Source organism: Allobosea sp. P5_A5, from assembly GCF_056400625.1.
The window spans coordinates 602,234-621,182 of the sequence record NZ_JBFUKY010000002.1 but is presented as its reverse complement, the minus strand read 5'-3'; the positions used below and the strand labels follow the sequence as shown (position 1 = coordinate 621,182).

Sequence of the window (18,949 nt, the reverse complement as noted above, 5' to 3'; positions counted from 1 at the left end):
GCCCCCCTGGATTGCTTCGTCGCTTCGCTCCTCGCAATGACGACGACGCATATCATGCCTCAACCGGCCTTCTTCAACCACAGGCGCGGATCGCTCTCCCGCTCTGCGTCACGCGAAAGCACGCTGCAGAGATCGGCCATCGCCGCGAGGTTGTGGATAGGTCGGAATGTGTCGACATGCGGGAGCATCGCCCGGATGCCGCTGGCCCTGGCCGCGAAGGCGTCATAGCGCAAAAGCGGATTGAGCCAGGTCAATTGCCGGCATGAGCGGTGCAGCCGGTCCATCTCGAAGCCGAGGCTGTCGTCGAGATGCCGCTCCAGCCCGTCGGTGAAGAGCAGGACGCTCGCGCCGCCCGCCAGCACCCGCCGCGACCAGACGCGGTTGAAGTCATGCAGCGCCGTGGCGATGCGCGTGCCGCCTTCCCAGTCGGGCGCGGCACGGCCGGCGAGTGCCAGCGCCTCGTCGGGATCGCGCGCCTTCAGCATGCGGGTGATGTTGGTCAGCCTCGTCCCGAAAACGAAGGAATGAACCCGCCTGCGCTTTTCCGTCAGCGCATGCAGGAAGTGCAGGAAGATCCGCGAATATTCGGCCATCGAGCCGGAAATATCGACCAGCGCGACAATCGGCGGATGCACCTCCCGCCGCTCGCGAAAGGCGAGGTCGATCGAGCCGCCCCCGCCCCTGAGCGAGCGCCGAAACGTCCGGCGCGGGTCGATGCGCTGGCCCCGCAGTGCCGGGACGAAGCGCCGCGTCGTGACGGCGTCGTCAGACAACCGGAGCTCGCCGATCAGCTGTTTCGCCCGCGCGATCTCGGCCGCGCTCATCTGGGCGAAATCCCTCGATTTCAGCATCTCGCGATCGGAAACCGTCAGCCGTGCCGTCAGCTCGGTCAGTTCGACAGGCGGTTCGTCGTCGCGCGGCGGCGGGGCGAAGGCCTCCGCGACGCGCAAAGCGCCGGCCTCGGCCTTCTGCGGCTCGCTGTTTGCCGGCGGAGAGGACGGCGACATCTGCGCCATGATCTTTTCGATCAGGTTGCGCCGGCGCCAGAACAATCGGAACGCCTGATCGTAGATCGCGGTGTCCTCATGCTTCTTGACGAGGATCGCGTGGAGCGTCCAGTAGACGTCGTCACGGCCGCCCAGAGCGCCCGCGCCTAGAGCGTCGACAGCCTCCGCGATTGCTCCCGGCCCGACCGGCAGCCCCGCCGCCCGCAAGGCCCGGGCAAAATAGGCGACGTTCTCCGGGAGCTTACCGGTCACGCGCCGGTCGTCTCGGTCATGAAGACCTTTTGAGCGATCTGCCAGCGGCTTTCGACTTTCAGCAGCGAGAGCAGATCGGTGAAGTAACGCGGCGGAATCTGGCACTTGACCTTGACCAGCGCGAGCGTCGGCCCGACGAGGTCCAGCGTCAGGATATGATCCTCGCGATGCAGCCCCGAAGCCTTCGGGGATGGCCGGTTGCGGACAAGGTCCAGCCACTCGTCGCGCGGAAGGATCTGGATGGACCCGTCCTCGCGAACCGTCGTCAGCGCGCTTATCGGATGGAAGACGTGGGAAAGCTTGTCGGCATCCCCCTCATAGAGCCCGTCGAGATAGGTCCGCACGGTGGCCTCGACAGCCTTGGTGTCGGCATTCATGACGTGTCCCTTTCAACTCGTCGGCGGGCCGCCTCGCATGCGCGGGCGGCTAACGCCCCACATCGCCTTTCGCCCGGTCCAGAAGTTCCTTCACCTTGGAGCCCTGCATCGCCTGGATGTCGTCCTGGTACTTCAGCAACGCGCCCAACGTGTCGGAGACCATCGCCGGATCGAGCGCCACGGCGTCGAGTTCGACCAGAGCGGTCGCCCAATCCAGCGTCTCTGCGACACCGGGGGCCTTGAACAGTTCCTCGCTGCGAATCGCCTGAACGAAAGCCACGACCTGCTTGGAGAGCTTGGCCGGAGCATCCGGCACCTTCGCCTTTAGAATCGCAAGTTCGCGCGGCGCATCGGGGTAATCGACCCAATGATAAAGGCAGCGGCGCTTCAGCGCATCGTGGATTTCGCGCGTGCGGTTCGAGGTCAGGATCACGATCGGCGGCTCGGCCGCCTTGATCGTGCCGAGTTCCGGGATCGTCACCTGCGAATCCGCCAGCAGTTCGAGAAGAAAGGCCTCGAACGCTTCGTCCGTCCGGTCGAGTTCGTCGATCAGCAGGATCGGCGCCCCGCCCTGCTGCGGCTCCAGCGCCTGCAACAAGGGCCGCTTGACCAGGTATTTTTCCGAGAAGATGTCGCCTTCCAGCCGATCGCGGTCCGCCGCCGCTCCACCGGCTTCCGCGAGCCGGATCGCCATCATCTGCCCGGCATAGTTCCATTCGTAGACGGCGGAGGAGAGGTCGAGACCCTCATAGCATTGCAGCCGGATCAGCCGGCGTCCGAGCCCCGCCGCAAGCACCTTGGCGATCTCGGTCTTGCCGGTGCCGGCCTCGCCTTCCAGCAAAAGCGGTCGCTTCATCCGCAGCGCAAGGAACAGCACGGTCGCGAGCGGGCGGTCGGCGACATAGCCCTGTTCCTGAAGGAGGGTGAGGGTTTCGTCGATCGAGGATGGGACGGATGTGGGCATGACAACTCGCGTCATGCTCGGGCTTGACCCGAGCACCTCGTGGAATGAGCCATAGCTAGCGTTGCGGGAGATGTCCGGGTCAAGATGCTCGGGTCAAGCCCGAGCATGACGTCCGACGACCACCCGGCGCAGGCGCGTCCCTACTTGCCCACCGCCTGCGCCACGGCTTGCTTGGTCATTACGCCGATCAAATGGGCGCGGTATTCGGGGTCGGCGTGCATGTCGCCATTGATGCCGTCCGGACCATGCTTCAGCCCGTCGAGCGATTTTGGCGCGAAGCGCATTTTCAGCGCCGACTCGGCTTCCGCCCAGCGGAACACGCCGCCTTCGCCTGCACCCGTCACCGCGACGCGCACATCAGGTCCCCGCTTGGCGACGAACACTCCAACCATCGCGTAGCGCGAGGCGGGGTTGCGGAATTTGGCATAGCCCGCCCGGGACACCAGCGGAAACGAGACCTTGGTGACGATCTCGCCTTCTTCCAACGCGGTCTCATAGAGACCGGTAAAAAATTCCTCGGCCAGAAGCTTGCGCTTGTTGGTCGTGACGGTAGCGCCCAACGCCAGCAAGGCCGCCGGATAATCCGCTGCCGGATCATTGTTGGCGACGGAGCCGCCGATCGTGCCGCGATGGCGCACATGCGGGTCGCCGATATGCCCGGCCAGATAGGCAAGCGCCGGAATGGCCTCGCGCACCTCCGCCGAGGCAGCCACCTCGGCGTGGGTCGACATCGCGCCGATGACGACGTTGCGGCCCTTGCGGACGATGCCCTTGAGGTCGGCGCAGGCGCCGAGATCGATCAGCGCGGACGGCGCGGCGAGACGCTGCTTCATCGTCGGCAGCAGGGTGTGCCCGCCTGCGATCAGCTTCGACTCCTCCTTCTTCGACAGGATCGTCGCCGCCTGCCGGGCGCTGGTGGGTTTGTGATAGGTGAAGGCGTACATCGTCGGTGTCCTTTCAGCTCACTCTGCCGCCAGGCGGCTGATCGACTTCTGCGCCGCGCGCCACACCGCCTGAGGCGTCGCGGGCATCGCGATGTCCTCATGGCCGAGCGCGTCGGTGATGGCGTTGATGACGGCGGGCGGAGAAGCGATGGCTCCAGCCTCCCCGCAGCCCTTGATACCGAGCGGATTCGACGGACACGGCGTCACCGTCATGCCCACATCGAAGGATGGCAGATCGTCCGCACGCGGCATGCAATAGTCCATGAAGCTCGCGGTGACGAGTTGCCCATCGGCATTATAACGCGCGCCTTCCAGCAACGCTTGGCCGACGCCCTGGGCGATGCCGCCATGGACCTGCCCCTCGACGATCATCGGATTGATGATATTGCCGAAATCGTCCACCGCCGCCCAGCGCTCGATGCGGGTGACGCCGGTCTGCGGGTCGATTTCAAGCTCGCAGATATGGACACCGGCCGGGAAGGTGAAGTTGGTCGGGTCGTAGAACGCCCCCTCCTTCAGCCCCGGCTCCAGCTCCTGCCCGTTGAACTTGTGGGCAACATAGGCCTGCAGCGCGCAGGAGCCGAAATCCAGCTTCTTGTCAGTGCCCTTAACAGTGAAATTCCCATCCGCGAAGTCGATATCCGCCTCGTCGGCCTCCAGCACATGGGCGGCAACCTTCTTGCCCTTGGCGATGACCTTGTCGATCGCCCTGAAGATCGCCGACATGCCGACCGCGCCCGAGCGCGAGCCGTAGGTCCCCATGCCCATCTGCACCTTGTCGGTGTCGCCATGGATGATCGAGACGTTGTCGATGGGAATGCCGAGCCGGTCGCTGACGAGCTGGGCGAACGTCGTTTCGTGACCCTGCCCATGGCTATGCGAGCCGGTCAAAACCTCGACGGTGCCGACCGGATTGACCCGGACCTCGGCCGATTCCCATAGGCCCACGCCAGCACCAAGCGAGCCCACCGCCGCCGAAGGCGCAATGCCGCAGGCCTCGATATAGGAGGAGAAGCCGATGCCACGCAGCTTGCCGGCACGGGCGGAGTCGCGCTTGCGGCGCCCGAAGCCGTTATAGTCGATCATCTCCAGCGCCTTCTTCATCGAGGCGCCGTAGTTTCCCGCGTCGTACATCATGATGACCGGCGTCTGATGCGGGAACGTCCGGATATAATTCTGCATCCGGAACTTGGCCGGGTCCTTGCCGAGCTGGCGCGCGGTCACTTCCATCAATCGCTCGATGACGAAGGTGGCCTCGGGCCGCCCGGCGCCGCGATAAGCATCGACCGGCGCGGTGTTGGTGTAGACCGCATCGACTTCGCAATAGATCGCCGGGATATCGTAGGAGCCTGAGAGCAGCGGCGCGTAGAGATATGTCGGCACTGACGAGGAAAAGGTTGAGAGATAGGCGCCGAGATTGGCGGTGGTATGCACCCGGAGGCCCAGGATCTTGCCTTGGGCGTCGGTCGCGAGTTCGGCATGGGTGACGTGGTCGCGCCCATGCGCGTCGGAGAGGAAAGCTTCCGTGCGATCGGCCGTCCACTTGACCGGCCGCCCCACCTTTTTGGCCGCCCAGACGCAGACCGTCTCCTCGGCATAGATGAAGATCTTCGAGCCGAAGCCGCCGCCGACATCCGGCGCGATCACCCGCAGCTTGTTCTCCGGCGCGATGCCGATGAAGGCGGAGAGCACCAGCCGCGCCACATGCGGGTTCTGGCTGGTGGTGAACAGCGTGAAGACGCCGTCGCCGGCATCATAGTCGCCGACCGCCGCGCGCGGCTCCATCGCATTCGGCACCAGGCGGTTGTTGACCAGGTCCAGCTTGGTGACATGCGTGGCCGCGCCGAACGCCTTTTCGGTCGCGTCCTTGTCGCCGAGATGCCAGTTGAAGACCGTATTGTCCGGCGCCTCGTCATGGATGACGGTCTTGGCTCCGGCGGCCGAGGCGGTGTCGACCACGGCCGGCAGCTCCTGATAATCCACGACGATCGCTTCGGCGGCGTCCTTCGCCTGCGCCAGCGTTTCGGCAACCACGACGGCGAGATGGTCGCCGACATAGCGGACCTTGCCCACCGCCAGAGCCGGATGCGAACCGGCACGCATCGGCGAGCCGTCTTTGTTGTGGATCATCCAGCCGCAAATCAGCCCGCCGATCTTGTCGGCGGTGAGGTCCGCGCCGGTGAAGATGCCCAGCACGCCGGCCATGCTCGCTGCAACCGCGCTGTCGATGCCCTTGATGGTCGCATGGGCATGCGGCGAGCGGAGGAAATAGGCATGCACCTGGCCGGGACGGTTGACGTCGTCTGTGTAGCGCCCCCGGCCGGTGATGAAGCGATGGTCTTCCTTGCGCCGAACGGAGGCGCCGATTCCGGTTGCTGACATGGTGTTCCCTCCAAGACGCCTCTTAAAGGGCGCTTCAAGCCATGGGACTCGGACAGACCGTACGCACGGAAAGACCTGCCGGACTCGCTGCCGCGAGGCTGGCAGGCAGGATCATTCGGCCGCCTGGCGCACCGGCGCGTCAGCCCGGCCCATCGCCTCGGCCCCTGCGGCCACCGCCTTGACAATGTTGTGGTAGCCGGTGCAGCGGCAGATATTGCCGTCGAGATCCTCACGGATCGTCTTTTCGTCGAGCGTGTGTCCGCGCCGGTTCACCATATCGACGGCGGCCATGATCATGCCGGGCGTGCAATAGCCGCACTGCAGGCCGTGGTGCTCGCGGAAAGCCTCCTGCATCGGGTGCAGCGTATCGCCATTCGCCAGCCCCTCGATGGTGGTGACGGTCGTCCCTTCGCAGGCGACGGCGAGTGCCGTGCAGGATTTGACCGCCTTGCCGTCGATCAGAACGACGCAGGCACCACATTGGCTGGTGTCGCAGCCGACATGGGTGCCGGTCAGCCGCAGATTCTCGCGCAGGAACTGCACCAGCAAGGTGCGAGGTTCGACATTCGCGGCGACGGGTTTGCCGTTCACCGACAGCGAAACAGTGGTCATGAGCACATCTCCTGCGATCCTCCCCCCGGACGCGCATGAGCAAGCACGCGCGCCGGCTCCCTTCCGGAAGCGCTTGCCTCATCAGGCAGCTTTTCCTTGGAATGGATCAAAACGGAATGTGGACCCGGCTTTTCGCGGGGTCAAGCGGAAGGCGCTCGAAGAAACCACGCGGTTTTTTGCCTTCCACGGCGGATTTCCGCGATGGGTGACGCTGCAGCCCGCCAGTTTTCAGCCTTCGCTGACGGCTTTTGCGAAGTTCGAGAAAAACTCGTCGGCGAGCTTTTTCGAGACGGAATCGATCAGCCGGGAGCCGAGCTGCATCAGCTTGCCGCCGACCTGCGCCTCGACCTCGTAACGCAGCAGCGTCTGCCCGCCTTCGGCATCCGACAGCATGACCTTGGCGCCGCCCTTGGCGAAGCCGGCGATGCCGCCCTCGCCCTCGCCTTGGATGCGGTAGCCGTTGGGCGGGTCCAAATCGACCAGCTCAACCTTGCCTTTGAAGGTGGCTTTCACCGGACCGAGCTTCACCTTCACGACCGCCGACATATGGGTATCGTCGTCCTTGGTCAGCTGGTCGCAGCCCGGAATGCAGGCCTTCAGCACCTCGGGGTCGTTCAGCTTGGCCCAGACGACGTCCTTGCTCGCCGGCAAGGTCGCCTCCCCGCTCATCGTCATCGCCATCGCGTTTTCTCCGTCTTCCGCAGCCGGGACGAGCCGCTTGCGCAGCGCGCGACCCCGGCGTTATCCAGTGTTTATCCATGGTCGCAAACCGCCCCCCTGCCAAGGGGGCGCTGGCGATGGCCAATGCGGAGCGGGCTGGCATCATGACGAGGTTCGATGGTCGCGCTCTCGGCAATTGAAGCCAGCACCGCCAACGGCGAATTCGGTGCGGGTGCCGCGATGGCGATGCGCATCGTGGCCGAGGCCGCGCGGTTGATGGGCGCGCCGCGCCTGATCCCGATCGCGTCCGCGCATATCGACGGCGCCCTCTACCATGGCGATTCCGGCACGCTCTTCGCCGAGGCGCTCATTGCGGGGCAAGCGCGGACATCGGTGCGGGCGACATTGAATGTCGGCTCGCTCGCCCCGGCCGGATGCGCAGCGGTGCACTTGGCGCCGCATGAGCGCGAGATGGCGCGCCGCATGATGCGCGCCTATGAGGCGATGGGCTGCGAACCGAGCTGGACCTGCGCGCCCTACCAGGCAGGCCACCGCCCCGCGAAAGGCAGCGACGTCGCCTGGGGCGAATCGAACGCCGTCGTCTTCTGCAATTCGGTCCTCGGCGCGCGGACCAACCGCTATGGCGATTTCCTCGACATCGCCTGCGCGATCAGCGGGCGCGCGCCCGATTACGGGCTGCACCGCCCGGAGAACCGCATCGCCACGATCCTGCTCGACGTCGGCGGCCTGTCGGACGAACTACGCCGAACAGCCGTCTTCTACCCTGTCCTGGGGACGTTCCTCGGACGAAAAGCCGGCAGTGCCGTCGCCGTCATCGAAGGGCTGCAAGGCTGCACCGACGAGGACAAGCTCAAGGCGCTCGGCGCGGCGGCGGCCTCGGCCGGCGGGGTCGGCCTCTTTCACGTCGCGGGCGTCACGCCGGAAGCGCCGGATGCGGCGACCGCTCTGGGCGGCCTGCCGCCTCATGAGCGGATCGCCATCACCCCGACCGACATCGCCGCCACGCTTGCGACTCTCTCGACCACGGAGGCCGGCGAGCGCGTCGACGCGATCGCGATAGGCTCCCCGCATCTCTCGCTTTCGGAGATCGACGAACTGGAGCGGCTGATGGCGGGGCGGAACCTGCTGCGCCCGATCTACGCCAACACCGGCCGGCATGTGGTGTCTGAACTCGAGAAGCGGGACCGGCGCCGGGCGCTGGAGGCGGCGGGCGTCGTCTTCGTCGTCGACACCTGCGTCGTCGTCACGCCGATCCTGCCCGAGATCCAAGGCGCGGTGCTGATGACCAACTCCGGCAAATTCGCGCATTACGCGCCCGGCAACACCGGCTACGCCGTCGTCTATGGCTCGCTTGGCGAATGCGTCGAGAGCGCCGTGGCCGGCCGTCTGGTGCGGGAGCCGCGGCGATGGAGCTGACAGCGGAGCCTCTGATTCCGGGCCCGGAGGTCGTGGCGCCCTGCCTGGCTTTGACCGCGCCAATCAGCTTCTGGGGCGGCGTCGATCCCGCGACCGGCACGATCATCGACGCCCGTCACCCCGAGCGCGGCCGCAATATCGCGGGCATGATCCTGGCGCTGCCCGGCACGATCGGCTCCTCATCGGCCTCGGCCGTGCTCCTCGAACTCGTTCATTCCGGCCGCGCCCCCGCCGCGCTGCTGATGGACGCGCCCGACGCGATCCTGCTGCTTGGCCTCGTGGTCGCGCGCGAAATGGGCTGGCCGAGCCCGTCAGCCTTCCGCCTGCCGGCTTCCGAGCAGACCGGCCTTGACGGCCGATGGCTGGCGATTTCACCGATGGGCTCGATCACGCTTGACGCGAACCCGCTTCCCTGTCCCTCACGGGCGGACAAGACGATCACCGACGCTAGAGGTTGAAATCGATGGACGAGCAGAGCCGTTATGACGCTGGCATGAAGACCCGCAGGGCCGTACTGGGCGACAGCTATGTCGACAAGGCCTCGCAGGGCGTCACGCCGTTCAACAGCGATTTTCAGGCCTTCATCACGCGTACGGCCTGGAACGACATCTGGAACCGGCCCGGTCTCGACCGGCGCACCCGCTCGGTCATCGTTCTCTCGGTCGCCTCCGCACTCGGCGCCTGGGGTGAATTCCGCATTCATGTGCGCGGCGCGCTGAACAACGGCCTGACCCGTGAAGAGATCGCGGAAATCCTGATTCAGGTCGGCGTCTACGCCGGCGTTCCCGCTGCCAACCATGCCTACAAGGAAGCGGCGGCGATCTTCGCGGAGATGGACGCGGAAAGCGCCGGCTGATCCGGATCAGATCGCTTCGAACTGGCGGCGGCGGTAGATCAGGCTGCCGCCCTGCCCCTCACCGCCCAACGCGACGACTTCGCCGATGAGCACACGGTGGCTGGCGATATCATGCGTCGCAACCAAGCGGCAGTCGAAGGCGGCCAGCGCGTTGCGCAGCGCCGGCGCACCGGTGACGAGACCGTCCCATTGCGCGGTCGCGAAGCGGTCTTCGCCGAGCAGCCCACGGCGGCTGGCAAAAATCTCCGCGAGATCGACGTCATGCGCGGGCAAGGTGTTGATGCAGAAGATGCCGCTTTCGAGGATCGACGCCAGCGTCCGGCTGGAACGCTCGATGCAGACCAGAACGGTCGGCGGCGCATCCGAAACCGACGCGACGGCGGTGGCGGTCAAACCGAAACGCCCGGCAGCCGTCATCGTCGTGACGACATGCACAGCGCTGGCCACATGCGCCATCGCCTCCCGGAACGAAGGTCCCGCGGATTGATCGATCTCGGGCGGCATGGGATGAACCGTCTTCGTCATGGCCTCGGTCGCAGCGCCCGCGACAGTCGCGGACCGTCCCTATGTAGGGCTTCCATGTTAACGGCGCCATACGAGCTTGGGCGGGGCTCAAGTCCCGCCTCAGTACGACGGACCCTATCCAGATATATCACGCCCGTTCAAGGGGCCGTCAGTGTCGCCAGAAGCCCCTGGCGCAGATGCGCCATCAGGGCGTCGCACGCCTTGGCCGCCGCATTCGCGTCCGAGGCTGCAATCGCCTGGGCGAGCGTCGCATGAAACTGCGCCGCGGCAACGAGATCGTCCTGTCGCTCGAAATGATACCAGGCCCGACGGATCAAGGCCTGTAGCGGCTCCACCGCGCGCGAGGCGTAGGGACTGCGCGCCGCAGCTGCAATCTCGCCATCGAGCTGCTTGTCGAGACGCATATAGGCGGCAGCGTCGCCTTGCTCGGCCGCGACGCGCATCGCCCGCGCCTGGGTCACGATCGCGGTCCGCTCGGCCGGGCTGGCGCGCCGTGCCGCATCCGACACGACAAGCCTTTCAAGCACCTCGCGGGCATCCAGCGCCGCCATGATGTCGATCGCATTGATATCGGCAACGACGACGCCCTTGCGCGGCAGGATTTCCACCATACCGTGCTGCGAGAGCCGGATCAGCGCCTCCCGAACCGGAGTTCGCCCAAGCCCGACGAGAGCGATCAGCTGTGCTTCGGTCAGCGCCGAGCCCGGCTCGAGCTCCAGCGTGACGATCGCCTCTTCCAGCCGGCGATAGGCCGTTTCGGTCAGGCTCTGGGTAGTATCGCGCCGCGCTTCGTCCACAGTGCCCTCATCGGCCCGAACAGGCCCGTTCAACCCATTGACTGACGCAGCAATGCTGATATATCAAGATCTGCATATCAGCGTAACGTTAATTCGCGATCTCGCTCGCCCATCGCGCAACAGGAGCATCTCATGACCAAGTGGACAGGCGTTCTGCCCGCCGTGACGACCAAGTTCACGGCCGACGACAAGCTCGACATTGCCGAGATGGAGCGTTGCTTCAAGCTTCAGCTCGATGCGGGCGTACACGGCCTGATCGTCGCCGGCTCGCTGGGCGAAGCCTCCACGCTTGATCCCGGAGAGAAGATCGAGGTCCTGAAGATCGCGTTGCGCGTCGCCGGCGGCAAGGTCCCGGTCTTGCTGACGGTCGCGGAAAGCTCGACGCGCAACGCCTGCAAGCTTGCCGAGAACGGCGCCAAGGCCGGCGCCGACGGCTTCATGATCCTGCCCGGCATTCCCTACAAATCCGAGCCGCGCGAGACCGCCGCGCATTATCGCACCGTCGCCAAGGCCGGCGGCCTGCCGGTGATGATCTACAACAACCCGGTCGGCTACGGCGTCGATATTCCGCCTGCGATGCTGGCCGATTTCGGCGACGAGCCCCTGTTCACGGCCATTAAGGAATCGTCGGACGATGTGCGCCGCATCAGCGAAATCAAGTCGCTGTGCGGGGATCGCTTCGCGGTGCTGACCGGCGTCGACAATCTCGCGCTGGAAAGCCTCGCGGTGGGCGCTGATGGCTGGGTCGCCGGCCTCGTCGTCGCCTACCCGAAGGAGACCGTCGCGATCTACGAACTCGCCAAGGCCGGCCGCATGGCCGAAGCCGTCGCGATCTACCGCTGGTTCCGCCCCCTGCTCGACCTCGACGTCTCGACCCGGCTGGTGCAGAACATCAAGCTGGTCGAGGCGGTGACGATCGGCTCGAACGACCGCTGCCGCGCCCCGCGCATCGCGCTGGAAGGTACCGAGCGGGCGCGCATCACCGCGATCGTCGAGGCCGCCAACGCGAAACGCCCCGCCCTGCCCCAGCTCTGAAAGGACGACCGATTTGGTGCTCGCCGGCTCAACCCCGCCCATGATCCGGAACCGGTGCGACGCAACGGCGACGCGCCGGGCCGGCTGGCGGAGGCGCGGCCTTGGTCCAAGGCAGATGGCGATATGAAGATCGCCATCGTCGGAGCCGGCATCGTCGGCGTCGCCATCGCCCATGCGCTCCTGGACGAGGGCCACAAGGTTTTGATCGTCGATCGCGAGGGGCCGGCCTTCGGCCCTTCGCGCGGCAATGCAGGCTGGATCGCCCACACCGACATCCTGCCAATCGCAAGCCCCAAGATCCTGCGGCAGGTGCCGAAGTTTCTGGCCGATCCGCTCGGTCCCCTCAGCATCCGCCCCGCCTATCTCCTGAAGCTCCTGCCGTGGCTCGCTCGCTTCGCCCTGGCATCGCGCCCGGCAGCCTATGAACGTTCGATCGTCGGGCTGGCGGCCCTGCAAGGGCTCGCTTTGCCAGCATGGCAGGCGCGGGCGGAGCGGACAGGGCTCGGCCATCTCATTCACCGGAATGGCGGGCTTTATGCCTTCACCGACGCCGGAGCGATGGCTGCGGCCTCGGAAATCGCAAAACGGCAGGCCTCGTTCGGCATCGAGGTCGAGATGATCGACTCCCGGTCCCTTCGGCAGCTGGAACCGGCGCTGTCCTCGCGTTTCGTCGGCGCAGCCCTCCACCCGGGGACTGCCCATATCAGCGACCCGCTCGAGCTGACCATGGCGCTGTTCGAGGCAGCGCTGGAGCGCGGCGCAATCTTCGAGCGCATCGGGGTCGACACCGTCTCGACGGGTGAACGCCCGGCTCTGATGGCGCGGCATGGTTGGCGGCACAGTGCCGACCGGGTCGTCATCGCGGCCGGCGCCTGGTCGAAGCCGCTCGCCAAGGCCTTGGGCGACGACGTCCCGCTCGATACCGAGCGCGGCTACAATGTCAGTTTCCCCGGCAAGACAGGTCTGTTTTCCCGGCCAATCGCCTTCGAAGGCCACGGCTTCGTCGCGACACCGCTCGATTCCGGCTTGCGGATCGGCGGCGCTGTCGAGTTCGGCGGGCTTCAGGCCCCGCCCAACCATGCGCGCACGCGCCGGCTCTACGACAAGGCAGCCAGTCTGGTGGATGGCCTGCCGGCATTCGAGAGCGGCCAGACATGGATGGGCTTTCGCCCTTCGATGCCCGATTCGCTGCCCGTGATCGGCACGGCGCGGCACAACCCGCATGTGCTCTACGCCTTCGGCCACGGCCATTACGGGATGACCCAGTCTCACGCGACGGCAGATCTCGTCGCCGCCCTCGTCGCGGGCCGGCCGCCGGCGATCGATCTCGCGCCGTTCAGCCCGCGGCGCTTCTGAATCAGATTACCAGCAGGCAGGACCAAGCCCATGGCGACACACACCTTCTTCTGCGTCGACGGCCACACCTGCGGCAATCCGGTTCGCCTTGTCGCGGGCGGTGCGCCGCCCTTGAAGGGCGCCACGATGGTCGAAAAGCGCGCGCATTTCCTGGCCGAATACGACTGGATCCGCACCGGGCTGATGTTCGAGCCGCGCGGCCACGACATGATGTCCGGCGCGATCCTCTACCCGCCGACGCGGCCGGACGCCGACATCGCTTTCCTCTTCATCGAGACCTCGGGCTGCCTGCCGATGTGTGGCCACGGCACCATCGGCACGGTGACGATGGCGCTGGAGCGCGGGCTGGTGACGCCGCGCGAGGACGGCGTGCTGAAGATCGACACGCCGGCCGGCCTCGTCACCGCAACTTACGTCCGCAACGGGCCCTATATCGACAGTGTCCGCATCACCAACATCGCCTCCTATCTGCACGCGACCGGGCTGACGGCAAACGTCGAGGGATTGGGCGAGGTTGTCGTCGATGTCGCCTATGGCGGAAATTTCTATGCGATCGTCGATCCGCAGGAAGCCATCCGCGACATCGCCGACGTGAACCCCTCCGACCTGCTGCGCTGGAGCCCGAAGCTGCGGGCCGCGCTCAACGCGAAATACGACTTCGTCCACCCCGAAAATCCGGCGATCAACGGTCTGTCGCATGTTCTCTGGACGGGCATCCCGACCCATCCCGAGGCCCATGCCCGCAATGCCGTCTTCTACGGCGACAAGGCGCTCGATCGCTCCCCTTGCGGCACCGGCACGTCGTCACGCATGGCGCAATGGGCGGCTCAGGGGAAACTCGGTGTCGGCGACGACTTCGTCCATGAGAGCATCATCGGAACGCTCTTTCGCGGTCGGGTCGAAGCGAAGGCGCAGGTCGGCCCCTTCGAGGGCATCATTCCCTCGATAGAGGGCTGGGCCCGGATGACCGGCTACAACACCATCTTCATACACGATCGCGACCCGCTCGCGCATGGCTTCCAGCTGGCGGATCGCGCGTGACCGGACATCGCTGGCTCGAACATGCGCCGTTACGGGCTGACAGGATGTTGTCCTCCGGCTGCTTCCAGCGGCTTGCGACGCAATCATCATGCGTGAAAAGCACGCTTGGGCGCAAAGAGTTCTGCACATTTGAGAGGCACTTCGCGCCAAATTGCTTTTGACAGAATTTGACGGCGGAGTGATTGTCGCCGGCGTTAACCGTTGGTAGCTCTGCAAGGTAATCGCATCCCGCATGCGCCGACGTCATGTCGGTGACGAGAACGGGAGCTGGTTCGAGGGGTCGGCGTCGTCCATGGAAGTATTTCTCCAGCAGCTCATCAACGGGCTGACGCTGGGATCGATCTACGGTCTCATCGCCATCGGCTACACGATGGTTTTCGGCATCATCGGCATGGTGAACTTCGCCCATGGCGACATCTTCATGCTGTCCGCCTTCATCGCGCTGATCTTCTTCATGCTCGTGACCTCCGTCCTGGGCACCAGCGCCGCCATGGTGATCATCGCGCTGGTCATCGTGCTGGGCCTCGCGATGTTCTTCACCTCGCTCTGGAACTGGGCGATCGAGCGCGTCGCCTATCGCCCGCTGCGCGGGTCCTTCCGGCTGGCGCCGCTGATCTCGGCGATCGGCATGTCGATCTTCCTGTCCAACTTCGTGCAGGTGGTTCAGGGCCCCCGCAACAAGTCGATCCCGCCGATCCTGAACAAGTCGATCACGCTGATCGATAGCGCCGTCTACACGGTTCAAATCTCCTACAAGCAGATCGTCATCGTGGTCACGACGGCCGTGCTGCTCGCAGCCTTCTGGTACATCGTGCAGAAAACCCCGCTCGGCCGCGCCCAGCGCGCCTGCGAGCAGGACCGCAAGATGGCCGCGCTGCTCGGCATCGACGTCGACCGGACGATCTCGATCACCTTCGTGATGGGCGCCGCGCTCGCCGCCGTCGCCGGCGTCATGTACCTCGTCCTCTACGGCGTCGTGAATTTTTCGGACGGTTTCACCCCAGGCGTGAAGGCCTTCACCGCGGCTGTTCTGGGCGGCATCGGCTCGCTGCCGGGCGCCGTGCTCGGCGGGCTTCTGATCGGCCTGATCGAGGTGATGTGGTCGGCCTATTTCACCATCGACTACAAGGACGTCGCCGCCTTCTGCATCCTCGCCATCGTGCTGGTCTTCATGCCCTCGGGCATTCTGGGCCGGCCGGAAGTCGAGAAGGTCTGACGCCATGGCGACCGCGACACCAGCAAAGCCTGCCGGCATCGACATGAAGGCGGCACTGAAGGAGGCCGGCTTCGCCGCCCTCGTCACGCTCGGCCTGTGCATCCCCATCATCGCTTGGGGCACGCGCCAGAACATGGACAACGTCCTGGTCCTCGATCCGCGCTGGGACGCGGTGGCCTGGGCGATGGCCATCGTCTTCGTCGGGCGCTTCCTCGTGGTGCTGCGCCAGCAGCAGAAGCGGGGCAGCGACAAGCCGGCGATCCGCATCCTGCCGCACGGCACGATCGCCTTCTTCCAGCGCCATTCGCGCCTGTTCTCGTTCTTCGGCCTCGGCTTTTTGGCGGCCTTCCCGGCTATCGCCATAAGCCTCGCGGGCTGGGGCGGCGCGCTGAAATGGGTCGATAATTTCGGCGTTCAGATCCTGATCTACGTCATGCTCGGCTGGGGGCTGAACATCGTCGTCGGCCTCGCCGGCCTGCTCGACCTCGGCTACGTCGCCTTCTATGCCGTGGGCGCTTATTCCTACGCGCTGCTCGCCAAGAATTTCGGCCTGTCCTTTTGGCTGCTGCTGCCGCTCTCAGGAATTCTCGCCGCCTTCTGGGGCATGCTGCTCGGCTTCCCCGTCCTGCGCCTGCGCGGCGACTATCTCGCCATCGTGACGCTGGCGTTCGGCGAGATCATCCGCCTCGTCCTGATCAACTGGACCGAGTTTTCGAACGGCTATGCCGGCATTTCCGGCATCCCGCGCCCGACCTTCTTCGGCATCCCGTTCACAGCCGCCGATAACGGCTTCGCCGCTGTCTTCGGGCTGGAATTCTCGCCGCTCTACCGAACGATCTTCCTCTATTACCTCATCTTGTGCCTCGCATTGCTCACGGCCTTCGTCACGCTGCGGCTACGGCGTTTACCCGTAGGACGCGCCTGGGAAGCGTTGCGCGAGGACGAGATCGCCTGCCGCTCGCTCGGCATCAACACCACTAACACCAAGCTCACGGCCTTCTCGCTCGGCGCCATGTTCGGCGGTTTCGCCGGCGCCTTCTTCTCGGCGCGACAAGGCTTCATCTCGCCTGAATCCTTCACCTTCATGGAATCGGCTGTCATCCTCGCCATTGTCGTGCTGGGCGGCATGGGCTCGCTCTGGGGGGTCGCCATCGCCGCGATCGTAATGATCGGCGGCACGGAACTCCTGCGTGAACTCGAGTGGATGAAGGCGATCTTCGGCGCCGATTTCGACCCGACCAAATACCGCATGCTGATCTTCGGCTTTGCCATGGTCGTGATCATGATCTGGAAGCCGCGCGGCCTGATCTCGACCCGCGAACCGACAGCCTTCCTCAAGGAAAAGAAACAGATCTCCTCCGATCTCGTGCAGGAGGGGCACGGCTGATGAACGCTGTCGCGACCTCCTCCGTGGCGGCCCATGGCCGCCCGCTGCTCCAGATCGAGCAGCTCACCATGCGCTTCGGCGGCCTGACCGCCGTCAACGCCCTCTCCTTCGAGGCCCGCAAAGGCGAGATCACGGCGCTGATCGGGCCCAACGGTGCCGGCAAGACGACGGTATTCAACTGCATCACCGGCTTCTACAAGCCGACGCAGGGCATGATCACGCTGACGCAGGACGACGGATCGAGCTACCTGCTGGAGCGGATGCCCGATTTCCGCATCTCCTGGAAAGCCAAGGTAGCCCGGACCTTTCAGAACATCCGCCTGTTCGGCGGCATGACCGTGCTGGAAAACCTGCTGATCGCTCAGCACAATCCGCTGATGATCGCGTCGGGCTTCTCCTTCCTCGGCATCCTCGGCCTCTCCAGCTACAAGGCGCGCGAGCAGCAGGCCGTCGAGAAAGCCAAGTTCTGGCTCGACAAGATCAACCTCACCCACCGCGCCGACGATCCCGCGGCCGACCTTCCCTATGGCGACCAGCGCCGGCTCGAGATTGCGCGCGCCATGTGTACCGATCCCGTCCTGCTCTGCCTCGACGAGCCAGCGGCGGGCCTGAACCCGCGCGAAAGTCTCGATCTCAACGCGTTGCTCCTCTCGATCCGCAAGGAGCTCGGCACGGCACTGCTTTTGATTGAACACGACATGTCGGTGGTGATGGAAATCTCGGACCATGTCGTGGTGCTCGATTACGGCACCAAGATCGCCGACGGAACGCCGGCGCAGGTTCAGGCCGATCCGAAGGTCATCGCAGCCTATCTCGGCGTCGACGACGAGGAGGTCGAAGAGGTCGAAGCGGAGGTCGGTATCTCGTGACGACGGCTCAGCCTCAATCCCAGCCTCTTCTGGCCGTCCGCGGCGTCAAGGCCTATTACGGCAAGATCATCGCCCTCAAAGGCGTCGATGTCGACGTCAACCCCGGCGAGATCGTCACCATGATCGGCGCCAACGGCGCCGGCAAATCCACATTGATGATGACGATCTTCGGCGCCCCGCAGGCGCGCGAGGGCTCGATCACCTATGCCGGCCGCGACATCACGCGCCTGCCGAGCCACGAGATCGCCAGGCTCGGCATCGCCCAGTCCCCAGAAGGCCGGCGCATTTTCCCGCGCATGACCGTCTACGAAAACCTGCAGATGGGCGCATCGGTGAATAACTTCGCCCATTTCGACGAGGATCTGGAGCGGATGTGCACGCTCTTCCCCCGCGTGAAGGAGCGTCTTCAGCAGCGCGGCGGCACACTCTCGGGCGGCGAGCAGCAGATGGTGGCGATCGCGCGTGCGCTGATGGCGCGCCCGAAGCTCCTCATGCTGGACGAGCCCTCGCTGGGCCTCGCGCCTCTGATCGTGAAGCAGATCTTCGAGGCGATCCGTGAGCTCAACCGGACGCAGGGGCTCACCGTCTTCCTGGTCGAACAGAACGCCTTCCATGCGCTGAAGCTCGCCCATCGCGGTTACGTCATGGTCAACGGCGTCATCACCATGAGCGGCACTGGCAAGGAACTGCTCGCCAATCCCCAGGTCCAGGCGGCCTATCTCGAAGGCGGGAGGCACTGACGATGCAGGGCATCCTTTACGAAGAACCGACGATTTGGCTGTTCCTCCTGGTCTCTGTCGTCATGGGCGGCTGGCTCGCCTGGATGGCGGGGCGCGCGATCGCGCTGACCTGGCGGCCAAACTGGCAGCTCGTCGTCTACATGCTGGTGCTGGGGCTGTTCGTGCGCTTCATCCACTTCGCCCTGTTCCAGGCGACGCTCCTCACTCTGCACTACTACATCGTCGATACGCTCGTGCTGCTGATCGTCGGCTTCGCCGGCTGGCGCTACACCCGCGCCCGGCAGATGACGCGGCAATATCACTGGCTGTTCGAGCGCGCCGGCCCCTTTGGCTGGAAGCCGCGCCCCGGCGCCGTGATCAAGCCGGAACTGCTTTAGCCTTGGCCTGATGGCCCAGAAATGTCGCAGAAAGTTGCATGAGCTTGCCGCGTGACACCCTGCCGAAAAAGCGCGAGACTGCGGTTTCCGGTGGCCTTACGCGCCGAGACGGGCG

Annotated in this window: 20 protein-coding genes; 11 read left to right on the top strand and 9 right to left on the bottom strand. The window is 65.3% G+C overall.

Translation table 11 applies throughout. From position 1 onward, the window contains the following. Nucleotides 1–59: 59 nt before the first annotated feature. The 7 genes from AC1DR6_RS06595 to AC1DR6_RS06565 form a co-directional block, all read right to left on the bottom strand. Complete coding sequence (locus AC1DR6_RS06595; RefSeq protein ID WP_476828379.1) at nucleotides 60–1,259, bottom strand: vWA domain-containing protein; 1,200 nt, start codon at nucleotides 1,257–1,259, stop codon at nucleotides 60–62. Then, the gene (locus AC1DR6_RS06590) at nucleotides 1,256–1,636 is read right to left on the bottom strand and encodes a nuclear transport factor 2 family protein (RefSeq protein ID WP_476828378.1); all 381 of its coding nucleotides are present in this window, start codon (nucleotides 1,634–1,636) and stop codon (nucleotides 1,256–1,258) included. Before AC1DR6_RS06590 ends, AC1DR6_RS06595 begins: the two co-directional genes overlap by 4 nt. 49 nt (nucleotides 1,637–1,685) lie before the next feature. Further along, nucleotides 1,686–2,600 (bottom strand): AAA family ATPase, encoded by a 915-nt coding sequence (locus AC1DR6_RS06585; RefSeq protein WP_476828377.1) that lies wholly within the window; start codon nucleotides 2,598–2,600, stop codon nucleotides 1,686–1,688. A gap of 140 nt (nucleotides 2,601–2,740) precedes the next feature. Beyond that, nucleotides 2,741–3,544, bottom strand: a complete 804-nt coding sequence (locus tag AC1DR6_RS06580) for an FAD binding domain-containing protein (protein WP_476828376.1) — start codon at nucleotides 3,542–3,544, stop codon at nucleotides 2,741–2,743. Between the two features lie 18 nt (nucleotides 3,545–3,562). Beyond that, nucleotides 3,563–5,926, bottom strand: a complete 2,364-nt coding sequence (locus AC1DR6_RS06575; RefSeq protein ID WP_476828375.1) for a xanthine dehydrogenase family protein molybdopterin-binding subunit — start codon at nucleotides 5,924–5,926, stop codon at nucleotides 3,563–3,565. Between the two features lie 111 nt (nucleotides 5,927–6,037). Continuing rightward, on the bottom strand, nucleotides 6,038–6,538 hold the full coding sequence (locus AC1DR6_RS06570; protein WP_476828374.1) for a (2Fe-2S)-binding protein: 501 nt from the start codon (nucleotides 6,536–6,538) through the stop codon (nucleotides 6,038–6,040). Nucleotides 6,539–6,766: 228 nt separating this feature from the next. Next, complete coding sequence (locus tag AC1DR6_RS06565; protein ID WP_476828373.1) at nucleotides 6,767–7,219, bottom strand: SRPBCC family protein; 453 nt, start codon at nucleotides 7,217–7,219, stop codon at nucleotides 6,767–6,769. Nucleotides 7,220–7,375: 156 nt separating this feature from the next. On the opposite strand from AC1DR6_RS06565, the gene AC1DR6_RS06560 reads away from it, so the two are divergent. The 3 genes from AC1DR6_RS06560 to AC1DR6_RS06550 are packed head-to-tail and all read left to right on the top strand — an operon-like array spanning nucleotide 7,376 to nucleotide 9,491. Beyond that, nucleotides 7,376–8,635, top strand: coding sequence for an aconitase X (locus AC1DR6_RS06560; RefSeq protein WP_476828372.1), 1,260 nt, complete (start codon nucleotides 7,376–7,378; stop codon nucleotides 8,633–8,635). Continuing rightward, entirely contained in the window at nucleotides 8,626–9,093 is a 468-nt protein-coding gene (locus tag AC1DR6_RS06555) for an aconitase X swivel domain-containing protein (protein ID WP_476828371.1), read from the top strand. Before AC1DR6_RS06560 ends, AC1DR6_RS06555 begins: the two co-directional genes overlap by 10 nt. A gap of 35 nt (nucleotides 9,094–9,128) precedes the next feature. Beyond that, nucleotides 9,129–9,491: a carboxymuconolactone decarboxylase family protein gene (locus AC1DR6_RS06550; RefSeq protein WP_476828370.1), complete on the top strand. Its 363-nt coding sequence runs from the start codon at nucleotides 9,129–9,131 to the stop codon at nucleotides 9,489–9,491. Nucleotides 9,492–9,497: 6 nt separating this feature from the next. Here AC1DR6_RS06550 and AC1DR6_RS06545 read toward each other — a convergent pair whose 3' ends face one another. Further along, entirely contained in the window at nucleotides 9,498–10,016 is a 519-nt protein-coding gene (locus AC1DR6_RS06545; protein WP_476828369.1) for a flavin reductase, read from the bottom strand. Nucleotides 10,017–10,153: 137 nt separating this feature from the next. Continuing rightward, nucleotides 10,154–10,813: a GntR family transcriptional regulator gene (locus AC1DR6_RS06540; protein WP_476828368.1), complete on the bottom strand. Its 660-nt coding sequence runs from the start codon at nucleotides 10,811–10,813 to the stop codon at nucleotides 10,154–10,156. A 132-nt stretch (nucleotides 10,814–10,945) separates the two neighbouring features. Between AC1DR6_RS06540 and AC1DR6_RS06535 the strand changes: the two genes are divergently transcribed. The 8 genes from AC1DR6_RS06535 to AC1DR6_RS06500 all read left to right on the top strand — a co-directional run bounded on the left by AC1DR6_RS06535 (nucleotide 10,946) and on the right by AC1DR6_RS06500 (nucleotide 18,834). Continuing rightward, entirely contained in the window at nucleotides 10,946–11,848 is a 903-nt protein-coding gene (locus AC1DR6_RS06535; protein ID WP_476828367.1) for a dihydrodipicolinate synthase family protein, read from the top strand. A 54-nt stretch (nucleotides 11,849–11,902) separates the two neighbouring features. Further along, complete coding sequence (locus AC1DR6_RS06530) at nucleotides 11,903–13,204, top strand: NAD(P)/FAD-dependent oxidoreductase (RefSeq protein ID WP_476828366.1); 1,302 nt, start codon at nucleotides 11,903–11,905, stop codon at nucleotides 13,202–13,204. A gap of 30 nt (nucleotides 13,205–13,234) precedes the next feature. After that, nucleotides 13,235–14,245, top strand: a complete 1,011-nt coding sequence (locus tag AC1DR6_RS06525) for a 4-hydroxyproline epimerase (protein ID WP_476828365.1) — start codon at nucleotides 13,235–13,237, stop codon at nucleotides 14,243–14,245. Between the two features lie 292 nt (nucleotides 14,246–14,537). Continuing rightward, nucleotides 14,538–15,461 carry a branched-chain amino acid ABC transporter permease gene (locus tag AC1DR6_RS06520; RefSeq protein ID WP_476828364.1) on the top strand — a complete coding sequence of 308 codons (924 nt, stop codon included), beginning with the start codon at nucleotides 14,538–14,540 and terminating at the stop codon, nucleotides 15,459–15,461. Between the two features lie 4 nt (nucleotides 15,462–15,465). Next, complete coding sequence (gene livM / locus AC1DR6_RS06515) at nucleotides 15,466–16,848, top strand: high-affinity branched-chain amino acid ABC transporter permease LivM (protein WP_476828363.1); 1,383 nt, start codon at nucleotides 15,466–15,468, stop codon at nucleotides 16,846–16,848. Then, entirely contained in the window at nucleotides 16,848–17,717 is an 870-nt protein-coding gene (locus tag AC1DR6_RS06510; protein ID WP_476828362.1) for an ABC transporter ATP-binding protein, read from the top strand. Before livM ends, AC1DR6_RS06510 begins: the two co-directional genes overlap by 1 nt. Continuing rightward, nucleotides 17,714–18,457 (top strand): ABC transporter ATP-binding protein, encoded by a 744-nt coding sequence (locus tag AC1DR6_RS06505; RefSeq protein WP_476828361.1) that lies wholly within the window; start codon nucleotides 17,714–17,716, stop codon nucleotides 18,455–18,457. Before AC1DR6_RS06510 ends, AC1DR6_RS06505 begins: the two co-directional genes overlap by 4 nt. 2 nt (nucleotides 18,458–18,459) lie before the next feature. After that, nucleotides 18,460–18,834: a DUF6867 family protein gene (locus tag AC1DR6_RS06500; RefSeq protein ID WP_476828360.1), complete on the top strand. Its 375-nt coding sequence runs from the start codon at nucleotides 18,460–18,462 to the stop codon at nucleotides 18,832–18,834. Nucleotides 18,835–18,949 lie beyond the last annotated feature (115 nt).

Bases quoted from the DNA above. Each gene is read 5' to 3' on its own strand.
- AC1DR6_RS06590 (WP_476828378.1), bottom strand. From the start codon at position 1,636: ATGAATGCCGACACCAAGGCTGTCGAGGCCACCGTGCGGACCTATCTC.
- AC1DR6_RS06585 (WP_476828377.1), bottom strand. From the start codon at position 2,600: ATGCCCACATCCGTCCCATCCTCGATCGACGAAACCCTCACCCTCCTT.
- AC1DR6_RS06580 (WP_476828376.1), bottom strand. From the start codon at position 3,544: ATGTACGCCTTCACCTATCACAAACCCACCAGCGCCCGGCAGGCGGCG.
- AC1DR6_RS06575 (WP_476828375.1), bottom strand. From the start codon at position 5,926: ATGTCAGCAACCGGAATCGGCGCCTCCGTTCGGCGCAAGGAAGACCAT.
- AC1DR6_RS06570 (WP_476828374.1), bottom strand. From the start codon at position 6,538: ATGACCACTGTTTCGCTGTCGGTGAACGGCAAACCCGTCGCCGCGAAT.
- AC1DR6_RS06565 (WP_476828373.1), bottom strand. From the start codon at position 7,219: ATGGCGATGACGATGAGCGGGGAGGCGACCTTGCCGGCGAGCAAGGAC.
- AC1DR6_RS06560 (WP_476828372.1), top strand. From the start codon at position 7,376: ATGGTCGCGCTCTCGGCAATTGAAGCCAGCACCGCCAACGGCGAATTC.
- AC1DR6_RS06555 (WP_476828371.1), top strand. From the start codon at position 8,626: ATGGAGCTGACAGCGGAGCCTCTGATTCCGGGCCCGGAGGTCGTGGCG.
- AC1DR6_RS06550 (WP_476828370.1), top strand. From the start codon at position 9,129: ATGAAGACCCGCAGGGCCGTACTGGGCGACAGCTATGTCGACAAGGCC.
- AC1DR6_RS06545 (WP_476828369.1), bottom strand. From the start codon at position 10,016: ATGACGAAGACGGTTCATCCCATGCCGCCCGAGATCGATCAATCCGCG.
- AC1DR6_RS06535 (WP_476828367.1), top strand. From the start codon at position 10,946: ATGACCAAGTGGACAGGCGTTCTGCCCGCCGTGACGACCAAGTTCACG.
- AC1DR6_RS06525 (WP_476828365.1), top strand. From the start codon at position 13,235: ATGGCGACACACACCTTCTTCTGCGTCGACGGCCACACCTGCGGCAAT.
- AC1DR6_RS06520 (WP_476828364.1), top strand. From the start codon at position 14,538: ATGGAAGTATTTCTCCAGCAGCTCATCAACGGGCTGACGCTGGGATCG.
- livM (WP_476828363.1), top strand. From the start codon at position 15,466: ATGGCGACCGCGACACCAGCAAAGCCTGCCGGCATCGACATGAAGGCG.
- AC1DR6_RS06510 (WP_476828362.1), top strand. From the start codon at position 16,848: ATGAACGCTGTCGCGACCTCCTCCGTGGCGGCCCATGGCCGCCCGCTG.
- AC1DR6_RS06500 (WP_476828360.1), top strand. From the start codon at position 18,460: ATGCAGGGCATCCTTTACGAAGAACCGACGATTTGGCTGTTCCTCCTG.